Raw genomic sequence first — 15,127 nt, 5'->3', positions numbered from 1 at the left:
GGCGCGGACGGGGCGCCCCCGTCCACCGCCCTAGTGGAACGCGTGCTCCTCCGCGGGGTACGCCCCGCCCACCACGTCCTCGGCGAATTCCTTCGCCGCGTCGCCCAGAACCTCGCGCAGGCGCGCGTACTGCTTCACGAACCGCGGTACGCGGCCCCCGTTCAGCCCCGCCATGTCCGTCCAGACCAGGACCTGCGCATCGCACTCGGCCCCGGCCCCGATGCCGACCGTCGGGATGTGCAGGACGCGCGTGACCTCCGCGGCCAGCTCGGCCGGGACGACCTCCAGGACGACGGCGAACGCCCCCGCCGCCTGGACGGCCTTCGCGTCGCGCAGCAGCTGCGCGGCCGCCTCCTCGCCGCGGCCCTGGACGGGGTAGCCGCCGAAGGCGTTGACGGACTGCGGGGTCAGGCCGATGTGGGCCATGACCGGGATGCCGGACTCGACGAGCAGCTCGATCTGGTGGGCCGAGCGCTCGCCGCCCTCCAGCTTGACCGCGCCGACGCCCGCCTCCTTCACCAGCCGGGTGGCGCTGCGCAGCGCCTGCACGGCGCCTTCCTGGTACGTGCCGAACGGCAGGTCGCCGACGATCAGGGCGCGCTTGGTGCCCCGTACGACGGCGGCGGAGAGCATGGTGATCTCGTCCAGGGTGACCGGCACCGTGGACTCGTAGCCGAGGTGGCAGTTGCCCATGGAGTCGCCGACCAGCAGGACGGGGATGCCGGCCTCGTCGAAGACGGAGGCGGTCATCGCGTCGTAGGCGGTGAGCATGGGCCATTTCTCGCCGCGCTGCTTGGCGGCGGCGATGTCGCGGACGGTGATGCGCCGGGATGCGGTTCCGCCGTACAGCGCCTTGCTGCTGTCGGGGGCTTTCGCGGCATGCGTCATGGCGATTGGCTCCTGTGAAGTCGTCTCGAGGCGCCCTGTCGGCGTCCCCGGATCACCTCCATGCTGACACGCCTCCCGGCGGCGGGGAACCCACCCCGGGAACAGTTGTTCACGTGTAAAGGTTTTCCAATACGAGACGGGTTCGTTTCGGAAGTGTCCTAGGGTGGTGACCATGGCGAATCCCTCCGAGACAACCCCTGTTCGCGGGGTCCCCGAGGCCGTCCACCGCAGGCGGTGGGCGATCCTCACGGTGCTCCTGTTCAGCCTGCTGGTGGTGGTGCTGGACAACTCGATCCTCAATGTGGCGATGAAGACCATCGCCTCGCCCGCCCCGACCGGGCTGGGGGCGACCCAGAGCGAGCTGGAGTGGGCGATCAACGCCTACACGCTCGTCTTCGCCGGAATACTGTTCACCGCCGGTCTGCTGGGCGACCGGCTGGGCCGCAAGAAGGTCCTGCTGTTCGGCATGGTCGTCTTCGGCATCGGCTCGGTGCTCTCCGCCGTGGCCGGCTCGCCGGGCCAACTCATCGCGTTCCGCGCGGTGATGGGGTTCGGCGGTGCCTTCGTGATGCCCTCGACGCTCGCGATCATCATGAACGTCTTCGAGCGCGACGAGCAGCCCAAGGCCATCGGCATATGGGCCGGCGCGGTCGGCCTGGCCATCGCCATCGGCCCGATCACCGGCGGCATCCTGCTCGCCCACTTCTGGTGGGGCTCGGTCTTCCTGGTCAATGTGCCCATCGTGATCGCCGGACTGATCGCGATGGTGGTACTCGTCCCGGAGTCCAGGGACCCGAAGCCGGGCAGGCTCGACCCGCTCGGCGTGCTGCTCTCCGTCGTCGGCCTGGTGCTGCTGGTGTACGGCATCATCAAGGGCGGCCAGCTGGCCGACTTCACCGACCCCGAGGTCTACGGGACCGTCGGCGGCGGCCTGTTGACCCTCGTCCTCTTCGTGCTGCACGAGCGGCGCAGCGAGCATCCCGCCATCGACGTGCGGTACTTCCGCAACCCCGCCTTCTCCGCGGCCGTCTCGTCCATCTCGCTGGTCTTCTTCGCGCTGATGGGCACCACGTTCTTCATCGTCTTCTACACGCAGAGCGTGCGCGGCTACACCCCGCTGCAGAGCGGCATGCTGCTGCTCCCGCTGGCCGCCGCGCAGATGTTCTTCGCGCCGCGGGCCCGCCTCATGGTGGAGAAGTTCGGCGCCAAGGCCGTGTGCGCCGTCGGCATGCTGCTGGTCGCCGCCACCACGGCGGGCTTCCTGCTGCTGGAGAAGAACACCCCGATCTGGGTCCTGGAGATCCTGTTCTTCACGCAGGGCACCGCGATGGCGCACATCATGCCGCCCGCCACCGTCTCGATCATGCAGTCGCTGCCGCGCGAGAAGGCCGGTTCCGGCTCCGCCGTGAACAACACCTTCCGGCAGATCGGCGGCGCGCTCGGCGTCGCCGTCCTCGGCTCGCTCCTCTCCACCACCTACCGCGACGGCATCTCCGACAAGCTCGCCGCCGTCCCCGGCCTGCCCGAGTCCGCGCGGCACGCGGCGGGCGAGTCCATCGAGGCCACCCTCGGCCTCGCCGAGAAGCTCGGCCCGGCCGGCAAGGCGCTCGTGGGGCCGGCGGACGACGCCTTCATCCACGCCATGCACGTCACCGTCATCGGCTCCACGGCGGTCGCCCTGCTCGGCGCGCTCGTCGTCGCCCTCTTCCTGCCCGGCAAGCGGGCCGCGGAGGCGGGCGCGCCGGGGGTGGAGCGCCCCGGTGCCGAGAAGACGGAAGCGGGGGCCGGGCGGTGAGCACACAGCCGTGCGCGGACCGGCGCGGCCGGCCGCGCAGCGCCGCCGTCGACACCACGGTGATCGAGACGGTGCTGCGGCTGCTGGAGGACGGCACCACCATCGGCGACCTGTCGATGGAGCGCGTCGCCCGCGAGGCGGGCGTCGGCAAGGCGACCCTCTACCGGCGCTGGGCCGGCAAGGAGGAGCTGATGCTGGACGTGCTGCGCTCCCTGGACGAGGCCCAGCCCGCGATCCCGGGCCGCTCGGCCCGGGAGGACCTGGTGCTGCTGCTGGAGTACCTGCGGCGGCGGGGCCTGGCCAAGCGGTCGTCCGCGCTGCTGCGCACCGTCACCGCCCAGGTGCAGGCGCACCCGAGGCTGTGGAAGGAGTACCACGAGACCGTGGTGCAGGCGCGGCGCGAGGCGTTCTTCGCCGTGCTGCGGCGGGGGATGGCGAACGGTGAGATCCGTTCGGACCTCGATGTGGAGCTGCTGACGGACCTGTTCGTGAGCCCGATGCTGTCACGGGCGATCATGCACGAGTGGAAGGAACTCCCGGAGGGGCTGGCGGAACAGATCGTGGACACGGTGCTGGAGGGCGTGCGTCCGTAGCCTCCGGGATTGTGCTCGTTGTGTCACAGGCAGAACCCGCGCGACCTGCCCGTACGTCCTTCCCTCCGAACGCCGAGTAGTGAGGACAGCAGATGTCGCAGGCACAGACCCAGGACGCGGGCCGCGAAGGGTCCGCCCCCGCGCGGACCCCCCGCTGGCGCGGCCCCGGCATCTGGCGCCGGGGCGTGGTCGTGGCCGCCGTGGCGGTCGTACTCGGCCTGATCATGCTGCTGCACGCCGAGCTCCCCAACCGCGTCGGCAACCTCGGCAGCCTCACCGAGACCTTCCTGCCCTGGCTCGGCCTGCTGGTCCCCGTCCTGCTCGTCGCGGCCCTGCTGCGCCGCTCGGCCACCGCCCTGATCGCGCTGCTGCTGCCGGCCGTCGCCTGGGTGAACCTCTTCGGCGGTCTGCTCAGCGACAAGTCGGGCAAGGGCGGCGACTTCACGGTCGCCACGCACAACGTCAACGCCGAGAACCCGGACCCGGTTTCGACTGCCAGGAAGGTGGCCGCCTCCGGTGCGGACGTCGTGGCCCTGGAGGAGCTCAAGCCGGAGGCCGCACCGGTCTACGAGAAGGCGCTCGCGGACACGTACAAGTACCACTCCGTGCAGGGCACGGTCGGCCTGTGGAGCAAGTACCCGCTGAACGACGCCCGCCCCGTCGACATCAAGATGGGCTGGACGCGCGCCCTGCGCGCCACCGTCGAGTCCCCGCGCGGCCCGGTCGCCGTCTACGTGGCCCATCTCCCGTCGGTCCGCGTGAAGTTCAACGCCGGCTTCACCGCCGGCCAGCGCGACAACAGCGCCGAGGCCCTGGGCCAGGCCATCTCCCGGGAACCGGTGAAGAAGCTCGTCCTCCTCGGCGACCTCAACGGCACCATGAACGACCGCTCCCTGGCCCCCGTCACCTCCCAGCTCCGCTCCGCCCAGGGCGCCGCCGGCAACGGCTTCGGCTTCAGCTGGCCGGCGGGTGCGCCGATGGCGCGGATCGACCAGATCATGGTGCGGGGTGTCGAGCCGGTGTCGGCGTGGACGCTGCCGGCGACCGGGAGCGACCACCTGCCGGTGGCGGCGAGGGTGAAGGTCTGAGGGCCCGGCCCGGCACACTGGACGTATGTGCCGCAGCATCAAAACGCTCAGAGCACCGGTCACCCCCGAGGTGACCGAGGCCGACATCCGGGCCGCCGCCCTCCAGTACGTGCGCAAGGTGTCCGGCTTCCGGGCACCGGCCGCGCACAACCGGGCCGTCTTCGACGAGGCCGTCGATGCCGTCACCGAGGCGACGGCACGGCTCCTGGACGGGCTCGTCGTGCGCGGGACCCCGTAGGGGTCAGACCTCCCGCCATCGGTTCGTGATCGGCAGCCGCCGGTCCTTGCCGAAGCCCTTTGCGGAGATCTTGGTGCCCGGCGGGTACTGGCGCCGCTTGTACTCCGCCGTGTCCACCAGCCGCAGCACGCGCGTGACCAGCTCCGGGTCGAAGCCCGCCGCGATGATCGCCTCGCGGCCCCGGTCGCCGTCGACGTACAGCTCCAGGAGCCGGTCCAGCACGTCGTAGTCCGGCAGCGAGTCCGTGTCCACCTGGCCCGGGCGCAGTTCGGCGCTCGGCGGCTTGGTGATGGAGTTCTCCGGGATCGGCGGGGTCTCGCCGCGCTCCGCCGCGGCCCGGTTGCGCCACTTGGCGAGGCGGAAGATGGCCGTCTTGTAGACGTCCTTGATCGGGCCGTAGGCGCCGACGGAGTCGCCGTAGAGCGTCGAATAGCCGCACGCCAGCTCGGACTTGTTGCCCGGCGCGAGCACGATGTGGCCCTCCTGGTTGGAGACGGCCATCAGCATGGTGCCGCGCAGCCGCGACTGGAGGTTCTCCTCGGCGAGGCCGGTGAGCTTCAGGGAGTCCATGTAGGCGTCGAACATCGGCGCGATCGGCACGGTGCGGAAGTTCAGCCCGGTGCGCCGCGCGAGCTCCTCGGCGTCGGCGACCGAGTGCTCGGAGGAGTAGCGCGAGGGCATGGCGATGCCGTACACGTTCTCCGCGCCGACCGCGTCGCACGCGATGGCGGCGACGAGCGCGGAGTCGATACCGCCGGACAGGCCGATGAGGACGCTGCGGAAGCCGTTCTTGCGGACGTACGCGCGCAGGCCCTGCACCAGGGCGGTGTAGACCTCCTCGTCGTCGCCCAGGTGCGGCTGCGCCGCGGGCGGCGGCAGCGGTTCGTACGCCGGCAGCGGGTCGGCGGAGAGCGTGACGTGCTCGATCCGCAGACCGTCGTCGACCACCCCGGAGGGGGCCTCGGCGGGGGCCTCGGGCAGTTCCAGGTCGAGGACGACGCAGGTCTCCTCGAACTGCGGGGCGCGCACGATCACCCGGCCGTCGCGGTCGACGACGATCGAGTCGCCGTCGAAGACCAGCTCGTCCTGGCCGCCGGTCATCGCCAGGTAGGCGGTGGTGCAGCCGGCCTCCCGGGCGCGCTTGCGGACCAGTTCCAGGCGGGTGTCGTCCTTCTCCCGCTCGTACGGGGAGGCGTTGACCGACAGCAGCAGCCCGGCCCCGGCGGCGCGCGCGGCCGGGACGCGGCCGCCCTCCTGCCAGAGGTCCTCGCAGATGGCGAGGGCGACGTCCACGCCGTGCACGCGGACCATCGGCAGGGTCTCGCCGGGCACGAAGTAGCGGAACTCGTCGAAGACGCCGTAGTTGGGCAGGTGGTGCTTGGCGAAGGTGAGCACGGCCGTGCCGCGGTGCAGGACGGCGGCGGCGTTGCGCGGGGCGCCCGCGGGCCGGCCCAGGCGGGGGCGGGCCTCGTCGCTGCGGTCCAGGTAGCCCACGACGACCGGCAGCTCGCCGAGGCCCTCGTCCTGGAGCCGGGCGGCCAGCGCGTGCAGCGCGGTGCGGCTCGCCTCGACGAACGAGGAGCGCAGGGCGAGGTCCTCCACGGGGTATCCCGTGAGCACCATCTCCGGGAAGGCGGCCAGATGGGCGCCCTGCTCGGCGGAGTGCCGGGTCCAGCGGACGACGGCTTCCGCGTTTCCGGCGAGGTCGCCGACGGTGGAGTCGATCTGGTTCAGGGCGAGACGAAGTTGAGCCACGGCCCCAGTGTATTCGTCTATGTGACGCAATGGGGCTGTGAGGGTGCCCACGCCGTGCCCACGCCGTGCCTACGCCCCGGCCCCCTTCTGGCCACACGGCGTGATCTTGTGGCAGGCTGCGCGCCTGCCCGTGGCGCGTGAGGCCCACGGGCTCCTTGATGCATCGATTGATGCGTTGTCAGAGCTCACTTCCAGGAGATCCGTTGAGCATGCAGTACGGCTACCCGCAGCAGCCGCCGTTCGGGTACCCGGCCCCGGCACCCGCCCCGGCCCACGTCGGCCTGGCGATGAAGCGCCGCAACATCGTGGGAGTGTGGCTCGGCCTGCCGCTGATCACGTTCGGCATCTACACGCTGGTCTGGTACTACAAGATCCACAAGGAGATGCTGCAGTTCGACAGCCGCCGCCAGATCAGCCCGGCGGGCAGCCTGTGCACGCTGTGGTTCGGTGGCATCCTGCTCGGCATCCCGCCGCTGGTGTCCATCTACAACACGGGCCGGCGCATCGCCGACGCGCAGCGGGCGGCCGGCCTGCAGCCGTCCTGCAGCGGCGGGCTGGGGCTGCTGTTCGTGCTGCTCTTCGGCCTGTGGCCGCTGTACTACCAGGCCGAGCTGAACAAGGTCGTCGACCACTACAACCTGCCCGAGGGCACCCAGGTGGCCCTGGCCTGCTGAGCGCTCCGCGGGGGTCCGGGAGCCGTGCTCCCGGACCCTTTTCTGCTAGTTCCGGTACCCCAGGACCGTCATCATCCCGCTCTCCGAGTGGTAGACGTTATGGCAGTGGATCATCCACAGCCCCGGGTTGTCGGCGTCGAAGTCGACGCCCACCCGCTTCCCCGGCAGCACCATCACCGTGTCCTTCCGCGGCCCCCCGCCCGCCAGGGCGAACGTGTGGCCGTGCAGGTGCATCGGGTGCCACATGCTCGTGTCGTTCACGAACTCCAGCCGCACCCGTTCCCCCGAGCGCACCGCATGGCTCGGCTCGGGCGTGTACTTCCGCCCGTCGACGGCCCAGTCGTACTTCGCCATCGAGCCCGTCAGCCGGAGCGTGATCGTCCGGTCCGGCCCGCGGTCCGGCAGGGCCACGTCCCGCGCGGCCTTCAGCCGCTGCGCGGCCGGCGGGGCGGCGTCCAGTTCGCGGGGACGTACGTCCGCGCCCGGCGCCTCGCCCCCGCCCGTGCGCAGCAGGGCCATCGCGGTGCGCTGCTTGCCCTCCGCCAGGGCGGTCAGCGGGAAGACGCCGTCCCCGGCCTCGACCAGCACGTCGTACCGCTCGCCCATGCCCAGCAGCAGGGAATCGGTCTCCGTGTGCTCGACGGGCCAGCCGTCGGTGTGCGTGACGGTCATCCGGTGACCGCCGAGCGCGACGCGGAAGGCCGTGTCGCCGCCCGCGTTGAGGAGCCGGATGCGGATGCGGTCGCCGGGCTTGGCGGTGAACGTCTCGGGGTCGTCGGGGGTGCGCCCGTTGACGAGGTAGTACGGGTAGGCGACGTCGCCCGCGTCGCCGCCGAGGAGGGCGCTGGTGGCGCCCATCAGCATCCGGGAGGGGCCGCCGCCGTCCCCGGCGGACCTCGTCGCCGACGTCATCGACATGTGCGACATGCCCGGCATGCCGTGCGAGCCGTGGTCCATGCCGCTCATGTCGCCCATGCCCCGCGCCAGTTCGGCCAGCACCGCGTCCGGGGTGCTGCCGTCCACGCCGTCGACCCAGTCGTCCAGGACGACGACCCACTCCTTGTCGTACGCCAGCGGCTCCTTCGGGTCGTCCACGATCAGCGGCGCGTACAGGCCCCGGTCCTGCTGGACGCCCGAGTGCGGGTGGAGCCAGTACGTGCCCGGGTGCGTGACGGCGAAGCGGTAGTCGAAGGACGCCCCCGCCTTGATCGGCCGCTGTGTGACGCCCGGCGCGCCGTCCATGTCGTTGCGCAGCGCCAGCCCGTGCCAGTGCACGGACGTGGGCTCGGGCAGGTGGTTGGCCAGGGTGAGGGCGAGGGTGTCGCCCGCGGTGACCCGGATCTCCCGGCCGGGCAGCCGGTCTCCGTAGGCCCAGGTCGGGACGGTGCGGCCGCCGCCGAGGTCGAGCCGGGAGGGGGTGGCGGTGAGGATCGCCTTGCGGACGGGGCCGGTGCCGCGCCGGGCCTCGGCGGCGGCGACCTCCTTGCCGTCGGGGGAGACGTAGCGGTCCCCGCTCGTCCTCTTCGTGGCACAGGCGGCGAGCAGGCCGCTTCCGGCAACGGTGATTCCCGCGCCGAGCACGGCGCGGCGGGTGGGTGTGCGCATGGGGAAGTGCACCTCGATGGGTGTCGGTGGTGGATACGGGCAGCAGCGGGCGCGCGCTGCCGCCTATACGCGGAGCACCGACAACCGGGCGAGGGCCTTGTGCCGCGGCGGTGGCGGGATCGGCCAGAGGGCGGGCGCGAACCACGCCCGCACGGCGGCGGCCGCGGCGGAACGGCCGCGGAGGAAGGCGGTCAGGGAGAGGAGGAGGGCGGCCGCCCAGCCCGTGCCGAGGACGGCGAGGCAGACGGACAGCGGGTCCATGCCGCCGTGCACGGGATCGTGTGCTTCCGGGCCCGAGGGGTGAGCGTCGTGGTCGTGGTGGGCGTGCGCCATGGCGGCCGGGGCCGGGTGCCCGCCTCCGTGTCCGGCCGGGTGCCCGAGTGTGTGCATCGTCACGATGCCCAGCAGCAGCGCCGCGAACAGCAGCAGCCGGCCGCACCACGCGGCGGCCTTGTGCTGTCCGTGCATCGGCGTCTCTCCACAGCTTTCACAGCTCTTCGATCTCCGCCGCACCTTACCCCCGCGGGGTATCCGCCCTCCAGGGTGGTGCCCGTACGGATGTGCGGAGAACGGGTGCAAGGTCCGATCATTGGGGCGAACCGCCGACAACTGAAAGACGCTCCGCCTCTCATGACCCTCACGGAACAGGTCGCTCACGACCGTCCCGTCTCCCGTCCTCCCGTCGCCGCACAGACGCAGTTCATCTCGTGGGCGACCCTCGCGATGATGACGACCGCCTCGGTGGCGAACCTCCGGCCCGCGCCGTCGATGGCGCTCTACGGACTGGCCGCCGTCTTCCTCTACCTCGTCCCGGCCCTGGTCTTCCTCCTGCCGACCGCCCTGGTCTCCGCCGAACTGGCCTCCGGCTGGCCGGGCGGCGTCCACCGGTGGGTGAGCGAGGGGCTGTCCAAGCGGCTGGGCTTCCTGGCCGTGTGGTGCCAGTTCGCGATGACGATCGCGTACTACCCGAGCCTGCTGGCGTATGTGGCGAGCACGTTCGCGTACGTCGTCGACCCGCGGCTCGCGGACAACGGTGTCTACGTCGCCCTCGTCATCGTCGTCGTCTACTGGGCGGGCGTGCTGATTTCGGCACGCGGCACCAGGGCCGTGGCCGGGCTCGCCGGCATGGGCCTGGTGATCGGCACCCTGATCCCCGGCGCCGTCCTCGTCCTCCTCGGCCTGGTCTTCCTCGGCCAGGGCAACGCCTCCGCGGCGCCCATGGACGGCGGCCATCTGCTGCCGCCCTGGACCGGACTGGCCAGCCTGGTGCTGATCGTCAACAACTTCCTGTCCTACGCGGGCATGGAGATGAACGGCGTGCACGTCTCCTCGCTGCGCAGGCCCGGCAAGGAGTTCCCGCGCTCGGTCTTCCTCGCCACCGGCCTCGTCCTGCTGATCTTCGTGCTGCCGGCGCTGGCCATCAGCTGGGTCATGCCGGGCAAGGACCTCAGCCTGACCGCCGGGGTGATGCAGGCGTTCCAGGGCTTCTTCGACCACTTCCACGTGGGCTGGCTGACCAAGGTCGTCGGCGTCCTGCTGGTCGCCGCGGCGCTCGGCGGCATGCTCACGTGGATGGCCGGGCCGTCCAAGGGGCTGCTGCTGGTCGCCCGGCAGGAGGGCTATCTGCCACCGGTCCTGCAGCGGCTCAACAAGAACGGCGTGCAGCGCAACATCATGGTCGCGCAGGGCGTCCTGACCACCCTCATCGCGCTGCTCTACGCGGTCATCCCCGATGTCTCCAGCGCCTATTGGATCTTCTCCGTGGTCACCACGCAGATCTACCTGGTGGTCTACCTGCTGATGTTCGCCGCCGTCATCCGGCTGCGGGCCACGCGCCCGGACCACGAACGCGGCTTCCGCGTCCCGGCCGTCCGCCTGGTGGCGGGCGTCGGCTTCGCGGCCTCGCTGGCGGCCATGTGCATCGGCTTCGTACCGCCCGAGCAGTTCGGCGGCGGCCCGGTGTGGCGCTACCTCGCCATCGTGGGCGGCGGTCTGCTGACGCTGGGCTTCCTCGCGCCGCTCGCCCTGCTGAAGTTCCGGAAACCGCACTGGGTTGCGGCGGAGCACCGGCATCCGGTACCCCTCGACTAGCCTCGCCGTACTCGCCGGTACGGGCCTGCGTCCCGGCGGAGCGGGAACGAAGGGGGAAGCGATGAGCGGTGCGGAACGGCCGCCCGGGCGGATGCTGCGGGTCGGCGGAGTGCCCCTGCACGTGCTGCGCGAGGGCAAGGGGCCGGTGTGCGTGCTCAGCGCGGGGCTCGGCATGGGCTGGTTCGACTGGGACCCGCTGGTGCCGCTGCTCGCCCCGTACCGCACCGTCGTCCGCTTCGACCGCCCCGGCCTGGGGTTCAGCGCCTCGTCCCCGGAGCCGCCGACGGCCTCCGGGGAAGCAGGGCGGATCGCGGGCGTGCTCGACGCGCTGGACCTGGCCGGGCCCGTGACGGTCGTGGGCCACTCCCTCGCGGGCTTCCACGCCGAGGCGTTCGCCCGCCTGTACCCCGAGCGCACGGCGGGGCTCGTGCTCGTCGACGGCAGCGTCGAGGAGGACGCCCGCCCCGCCCCGGGCCGTGAACTGCGCACCGCCGCAGCCCGCTTGCGCGGCCTCGCCTTCGCCGGCGCCGGGCTCCCCAGGGCGCTGGGCCCCGCCCTGCGCCGCCTCTCGGTCCGCGCCGCCTCCGTCAAGCGCCAGGACCCGGCCCCCGCGGAGCTGGTGCGCCGCACCTACGGCACGGCCCGGGTGGCGCGTGCCGTCCTCATGGAGAACGCGCGCTACCGCGATGTGGCCGCGGAACTCGAGGAGTTGCGCACCCACCACTCCCTCCCGCCGGTCCCGGTCACCGTGCTGGCCGCGTCCCCCGGCTCGGGCTCCTGGCTGGAGCGCCGCTGGCTGCAGCGCCAACGCGCCCTCGCCGACCGCCTGGACGGCCGCTTCGAGGCGGTGGCCCCGGCCGGCCACCTGCTGATGTACGACCGGCCGCAGGCGATCGCGGCGGCGGTGCTGGCGACGCCGTTCATACGGGCGTAACGGTTCGATTGCGGGTGCGGGTTGTGCGTGGTTGCTCGCGCCCACGCGGCGGAGCCGCTGGGGGCACCTCCTGGGGGCACCCCCAGCGGTAGCTGGGGGAGGTAGCTGGGGGAGAAGCCACCCCGCGCCCCTTGCGGGGCGCGGGAGTTGCCGTCAGCCGAGTTCTTCCGCCAGCAGCGTCGCCGTCCTGGCGATCAGCGGCCGGTCGGTCTGCGCCTTCGGGTCGGCCGGGTGGGTCGTCAGCACGGCCAGGACGACCGGGGTGCCGTCCGGGGTCCAGGCGATGCCCACGTCGTTGCCGGTGCCGTAGTCGCCGGCGCCGGTCTTGTCCGCGACCTTCCAGTCCTTGGGGAGACCGCGGCGGAACTGCTCGTCGCTGGTGGTGTTGCCCAGCAGCCAGTGGGTGAGGCGCTCCCGGTCCTGCGCGCCGAGCGCGCCGCCGAGGACGAGGTCCGCGTACGTCCGGCCGATCGCGTACGGGCTGGTGGTGTCCGTACGGCGCTTCGGCTCCGCGGAGTTGAGCTCGGGCTCCCACCGGTCGAGCCGGGTGACCCGGTCCCCGAGAGTCCGGCAGAAGCGGGTGACCGCGGCCGGGCCGCCGAGTTCGCGGAGCAGGAGGTTCGCCGCGGCGTTGTCGCTGTGGCGGATGGCGGCGTCGCAGAGCGCCTCGACGGTCATGCCGTGGGCGAGGTTCTCCGCCGTGCCCGTGACCGGGGCCCACTTCGCCTTCGCGGTGTCCTGCGCGGTGTAGCGGATGCGCTTGTCCAGGAACGTGCCGTCCCGGTCGAGGTCCCTCAGGACCGCGGCGACGGCCACCGTCTTGAAGGTCGAGCACATCGGGAACCGCTCGTCCGCGCGGTGCCGCACGGTCGCGCCGGTGGCCATGTTGCGCGCGTACACGCCGAGCCGGGCGGAGTGCTCGCGCTCCAGCGCGGCCAGCTGCCGGGAGATCCCGCGCCGCCGCGAGGGGGCGGCGTAGGCGGTGCCACCGGCGAATGCCACGGCGGCCAGGGCGGTTCCGGCACCGAGGGCCAGAACCCTGCGACGGTTCGGGCTGTTCTCCCGCGTCTCTTGCATCTCTCGCGTTGCGTGCGGATTCAAGGGCGAATCCTCCTCTGTCGGGCGATCAGGGGCCAATGATCAGGACATCGACGAAAAGGTGTTCGGTTCCCTGGGGTGATCGGCAGCGCCGTTCCGCCCGTGCATCAGTACGATGCACCCAGAAGGCGGAACAGTGCGGCCGGCGTCCGGAAACCATCCGGTAACCCGCAGCCGTGATACTCAAGGTCCAGCATGTGCCCGCATGTGCCCGCATCCGCTGAAACGAGCCGTCTGACCTGCAAGGATAGGTAGCTATGGATAAGCAGCAGGAGTTCGTGCTCCGCACGCTCGAAGAGCGCGACATCCGGTTCGTCCGGCTGTGGTTCACCGACGTGCTCGGCTACCTGAAGTCCGTCGCCGTCGCCCCCGCCGAACTGGAGCAGGCCTTCGACGAAGGCATCGGCTTCGACGGCTCCGCGATCGAGGGCTTCGCCCGCGTCTACGAGTCCGACATGATCGCCAAGCCGGACCCGGGCACCTTCCAGATCCTGCCCTGGCGCGCCGAGGCCCCGGGCACCGCCCGGATGTTCTGCGACATCCTGATGCCGGACGGCTCGCCGTCCTACGCCGACCCGCGCTATGTCCTCAAGCGCATCCTGGCCAAGACCTCCGACCTCGGGTTCACCTTCTACACCCACCCCGAGATCGAGTTCTTCCTGCTCAAGGACAAGCCGGTGGACGGCACGCAGCCGGTGCCCGCCGACAGCTCCGGCTACTTCGACCACACTCCGACCGGCGTCGGCATGGACTTCCGCCGCCAGGCCATCACCATGCTCGAATCCATGGGCATCTCGGTCGAGTTCAGCCACCACGAGGGCGCCCCCGGCCAGCAGGAGATCGACCTGCGCTACGCCGACGCGCTCTCCACCGCCGACAACGTCATGACCTTCCGGATCGTGATGAAGCAGGTCGCGCTGGAGCAGGGCGTGCACGCCACGTTCATGCCCAAGCCCTTCTCCGAATACCCGGGTTCGGGGATGCACACCCACCTCTCGCTCTTCGAGGGCGACCGCAACGCCTTCCACGAGTCCGGCGCCGAGTACCAGTTGTCCAAGGTGGGCCGCTCCTTCATCGCCGGCCTGCTGCGGCACGCGGCCGAGATCTCCGCGGTCACCAACCAGTGGGTCAACTCCTACAAGCGCATCTGGGGCGGCTCCCAGCGCACCGCGGGCGCCGGCGGCGAGGCCCCCTCGTACATCTGCTGGGGCCACAACAACCGCTCCGCCCTCATCCGCGTGCCCATGTACAAGCCCGGCAAGACGGGCTCCACCCGCGTCGAGGTCCGCTCCATCGACTCGGGCGCCAACCCCTACCTGACGTATGCGGTGTTGCTGGCCGCCGGCCTCAAGGGCATCGAGGAGGGCTACGAACTCCCGGCCGGCGCCGACGACGACGTGTGGGCCCTCTCCGACGCCGAGCGCCGCGCCATGGGCATCGAGCCGCTGCCCCAGAACCTCGGCGAGGCGATCGAACTCATGGAGCGGAGCGAGCTCGTGGCCGAGACGCTCGGCGAGCACGTCTTCGACTTCTTCCTGCGCAACAAGAAGCAGGAGTGGGAGGAGTACCGCTCGGAGGTCACGGCGTTCGAGCTGCGGAAGATGCTGCCGGTGCTGTAGCGGGCGGACCGGAGAGCAAGCGGATTGGATCTTGTCCCCGTTGCTGGTGTAGAACTCACCGTCGATCAAACATGATCACGACAAGTTTCTGTTTCTGGCAACGGGGGAGTTCGACATGCGCTCGACTCGACGATTGATGAGCACGCTGGTGCTCGTGGCCGCCCTCGGCGGCGGTCTCGCGGCCTGCGGGCCCGGCGGCGACAAGGCCGACGGCAGCACGGGGGGCTCGGCCTCCCCGGCGAAGCCGGCCGACGGCGGCGGCAAGGGCGACAAGGGCGACAACGCCGACTGCGGCGGCAAGCCGCCGGTCCTGCCCACCGGGCACACCATGATCGAGATCAAGCTGGAGCGGGACGCGGCAACCGGTTTCGAGGCCCAGAAGGCCCAGCCGACGTGCACGCCGAACGACTGGATCTACCACGGCGAGGGCGACTCCCAGCACTACAAGCTCGCCTCCGGCGCCAAGATCCAGCTCGCGGAGAACGACGCCCCGAAGCACCTCAAGCCGGTGAGCAAGGACGACTTCGACAAGCACGTCGACGGCTGCCTGCGCGACGACCACAACGCCGTGAAGGCGCCCTTCGGCTGCTACGGCAACGTCTACGAGATCACGCAGAACGCGAAGGGCGACATCCAGACGATCGAGGAGATCTGGCACCCCTGACGGGTGGCCCGCCCCCGCGCCCCGAAGGGGCGCTGGGGGTACCCCCAGCGGTAGCTGGGGGAGGAACTGCGCGACCAGCCACGGC

The 15,127-nt window shown here is 71.4% G+C and carries 14 protein-coding genes; 9 read left to right on the top strand and 5 right to left on the bottom strand.

The window, feature by feature from the left end; all coding sequences use genetic code 11:
• Positions 1-30: 30 nt before the first annotated feature.
• Positions 31-888: a 3-methyl-2-oxobutanoate hydroxymethyltransferase gene (gene panB, locus HG542_RS12670; RefSeq protein ID WP_171080710.1), complete on the bottom strand. Its 858-nt coding sequence runs from the start codon at positions 886-888 to the stop codon at positions 31-33.
• A 172-nt stretch (positions 889-1,060) separates the two neighbouring features.
• On the opposite strand from panB, the gene HG542_RS12665 reads away from it, so the two are divergent.
• The 4 genes from HG542_RS12665 to HG542_RS12650 all read left to right on the top strand — a co-directional run bounded on the left by HG542_RS12665 (position 1,061) and on the right by HG542_RS12650 (position 4,602).
• Positions 1,061-2,683, top strand: coding sequence for an MFS transporter (locus HG542_RS12665; RefSeq protein WP_171080708.1), 1,623 nt, complete (start codon positions 1,061-1,063; stop codon positions 2,681-2,683).
• Entirely contained in the window at positions 2,680-3,276 is a 597-nt protein-coding gene (locus HG542_RS12660; protein WP_171080706.1) for a TetR/AcrR family transcriptional regulator, read from the top strand. Before HG542_RS12665 ends, HG542_RS12660 begins: the two co-directional genes overlap by 4 nt.
• Before the next feature lie 92 nt (positions 3,277-3,368).
• Positions 3,369-4,364: an endonuclease/exonuclease/phosphatase family protein gene (locus tag HG542_RS12655; RefSeq protein ID WP_171080704.1), complete on the top strand. Its 996-nt coding sequence runs from the start codon at positions 3,369-3,371 to the stop codon at positions 4,362-4,364.
• A 25-nt stretch (positions 4,365-4,389) separates the two neighbouring features.
• Entirely contained in the window at positions 4,390-4,602 is a 213-nt protein-coding gene (locus HG542_RS12650) for a DUF2277 domain-containing protein (protein ID WP_171080702.1), read from the top strand.
• Positions 4,603-4,605: 3 nt separating this feature from the next.
• On the opposite strand, the gene HG542_RS12645 is transcribed toward HG542_RS12650, so the two are convergent.
• On the bottom strand, positions 4,606-6,357 hold the full coding sequence (locus tag HG542_RS12645) for an NAD+ synthase (protein WP_171080700.1): 1,752 nt from the start codon (positions 6,355-6,357) through the stop codon (positions 4,606-4,608).
• Positions 6,358-6,566: 209 nt separating this feature from the next.
• Here HG542_RS12645 and HG542_RS12640 point away from each other — a divergent pair, with 209 nt between their 5' ends.
• Positions 6,567-7,031, top strand: coding sequence for a DUF4234 domain-containing protein (locus HG542_RS12640; RefSeq protein WP_171080839.1), 465 nt, complete (start codon positions 6,567-6,569; stop codon positions 7,029-7,031).
• Between the two features lie 45 nt (positions 7,032-7,076).
• Here the strand turns inward: HG542_RS12640 and HG542_RS12635 are convergent, their stop codons facing one another.
• Positions 7,077-8,636 (bottom strand): multicopper oxidase family protein, encoded by a 1,560-nt coding sequence (locus HG542_RS12635; protein WP_171080698.1) that lies wholly within the window; start codon positions 8,634-8,636, stop codon positions 7,077-7,079.
• Positions 8,637-8,699: 63 nt separating this feature from the next.
• Positions 8,700-9,104 (bottom strand): DUF6153 family protein, encoded by a 405-nt coding sequence (locus HG542_RS12630; RefSeq protein WP_171080696.1) that lies wholly within the window; start codon positions 9,102-9,104, stop codon positions 8,700-8,702.
• A gap of 162 nt (positions 9,105-9,266) precedes the next feature.
• Here HG542_RS12630 and gadC point away from each other — a divergent pair, with 162 nt between their 5' ends.
• A complete protein-coding gene (gene gadC, locus HG542_RS12625) occupies positions 9,267-10,727 on the top strand; it encodes a glutamate/gamma-aminobutyrate antiporter GadC (protein WP_171080694.1) in 1,461 nt (486 codons plus the stop codon).
• Positions 10,728-10,788: 61 nt separating this feature from the next.
• Positions 10,789-11,661, top strand: a complete 873-nt coding sequence (locus tag HG542_RS12620) for an alpha/beta fold hydrolase (protein ID WP_171080692.1) — start codon at positions 10,789-10,791, stop codon at positions 11,659-11,661.
• Positions 11,662-11,814: 153 nt separating this feature from the next.
• Here the strand turns inward: HG542_RS12620 and bla are convergent, their stop codons facing one another.
• Positions 11,815-12,738: a class A beta-lactamase gene (bla, locus tag HG542_RS12615; protein ID WP_171080690.1), complete on the bottom strand. Its 924-nt coding sequence runs from the start codon at positions 12,736-12,738 to the stop codon at positions 11,815-11,817.
• 278 nt (positions 12,739-13,016) lie between these two features.
• Between bla and glnA2 the strand changes: the two genes are divergently transcribed.
• Positions 13,017-14,378 (top strand): gamma-glutamylpolyamine synthetase GlnA2, encoded by a 1,362-nt coding sequence (gene glnA2, locus HG542_RS12610; RefSeq protein WP_171080688.1) that lies wholly within the window; start codon positions 13,017-13,019, stop codon positions 14,376-14,378.
• Positions 14,379-14,493: 115 nt separating this feature from the next.
• Complete coding sequence (locus HG542_RS12605; protein WP_171080686.1) at positions 14,494-15,042, top strand: hypothetical protein; 549 nt, start codon at positions 14,494-14,496, stop codon at positions 15,040-15,042.
• Positions 15,043-15,127 lie beyond the last annotated feature (85 nt).

The organism is Streptomyces morookaense, assembly GCF_013030945.1.
GTDB lineage: Bacteria > Actinomycetota > Actinomycetes > Streptomycetales > Streptomycetaceae > Streptomyces > Streptomyces morookaensis.
This window is presented reverse-complemented; position numbering and strand designations above follow the sequence as displayed.

What these genes read in the sequence shown, in the direction of transcription:
- panB (WP_171080710.1), bottom strand. Translation starts at nt 888, where the DNA reads ATGACGCATGCCGCGAAAGCCCCCGACAGCAGCAAGGCGCTGTACGGC.
- HG542_RS12665 (WP_171080708.1), top strand. Translation starts at nt 1,061, where the DNA reads ATGGCGAATCCCTCCGAGACAACCCCTGTTCGCGGGGTCCCCGAGGCC.
- HG542_RS12655 (WP_171080704.1), top strand. Translation starts at nt 3,369, where the DNA reads ATGTCGCAGGCACAGACCCAGGACGCGGGCCGCGAAGGGTCCGCCCCC.
- HG542_RS12650 (WP_171080702.1), top strand. Translation starts at nt 4,390, where the DNA reads ATGTGCCGCAGCATCAAAACGCTCAGAGCACCGGTCACCCCCGAGGTG.
- HG542_RS12640 (WP_171080839.1), top strand. Translation starts at nt 6,567, where the DNA reads ATGCAGTACGGCTACCCGCAGCAGCCGCCGTTCGGGTACCCGGCCCCG.
- HG542_RS12635 (WP_171080698.1), bottom strand. Translation starts at nt 8,636, where the DNA reads ATGCGCACACCCACCCGCCGCGCCGTGCTCGGCGCGGGAATCACCGTT.
- HG542_RS12630 (WP_171080696.1), bottom strand. Translation starts at nt 9,104, where the DNA reads ATGCACGGACAGCACAAGGCCGCCGCGTGGTGCGGCCGGCTGCTGCTG.
- gadC (WP_171080694.1), top strand. Translation starts at nt 9,267, where the DNA reads ATGACCCTCACGGAACAGGTCGCTCACGACCGTCCCGTCTCCCGTCCT.
- HG542_RS12620 (WP_171080692.1), top strand. Translation starts at nt 10,789, where the DNA reads ATGAGCGGTGCGGAACGGCCGCCCGGGCGGATGCTGCGGGTCGGCGGA.
- bla (WP_171080690.1), bottom strand. Translation starts at nt 12,738, where the DNA reads ATGCAAGAGACGCGGGAGAACAGCCCGAACCGTCGCAGGGTTCTGGCC.
- glnA2 (WP_171080688.1), top strand. Translation starts at nt 13,017, where the DNA reads ATGGATAAGCAGCAGGAGTTCGTGCTCCGCACGCTCGAAGAGCGCGAC.
- HG542_RS12605 (WP_171080686.1), top strand. Translation starts at nt 14,494, where the DNA reads ATGCGCTCGACTCGACGATTGATGAGCACGCTGGTGCTCGTGGCCGCC.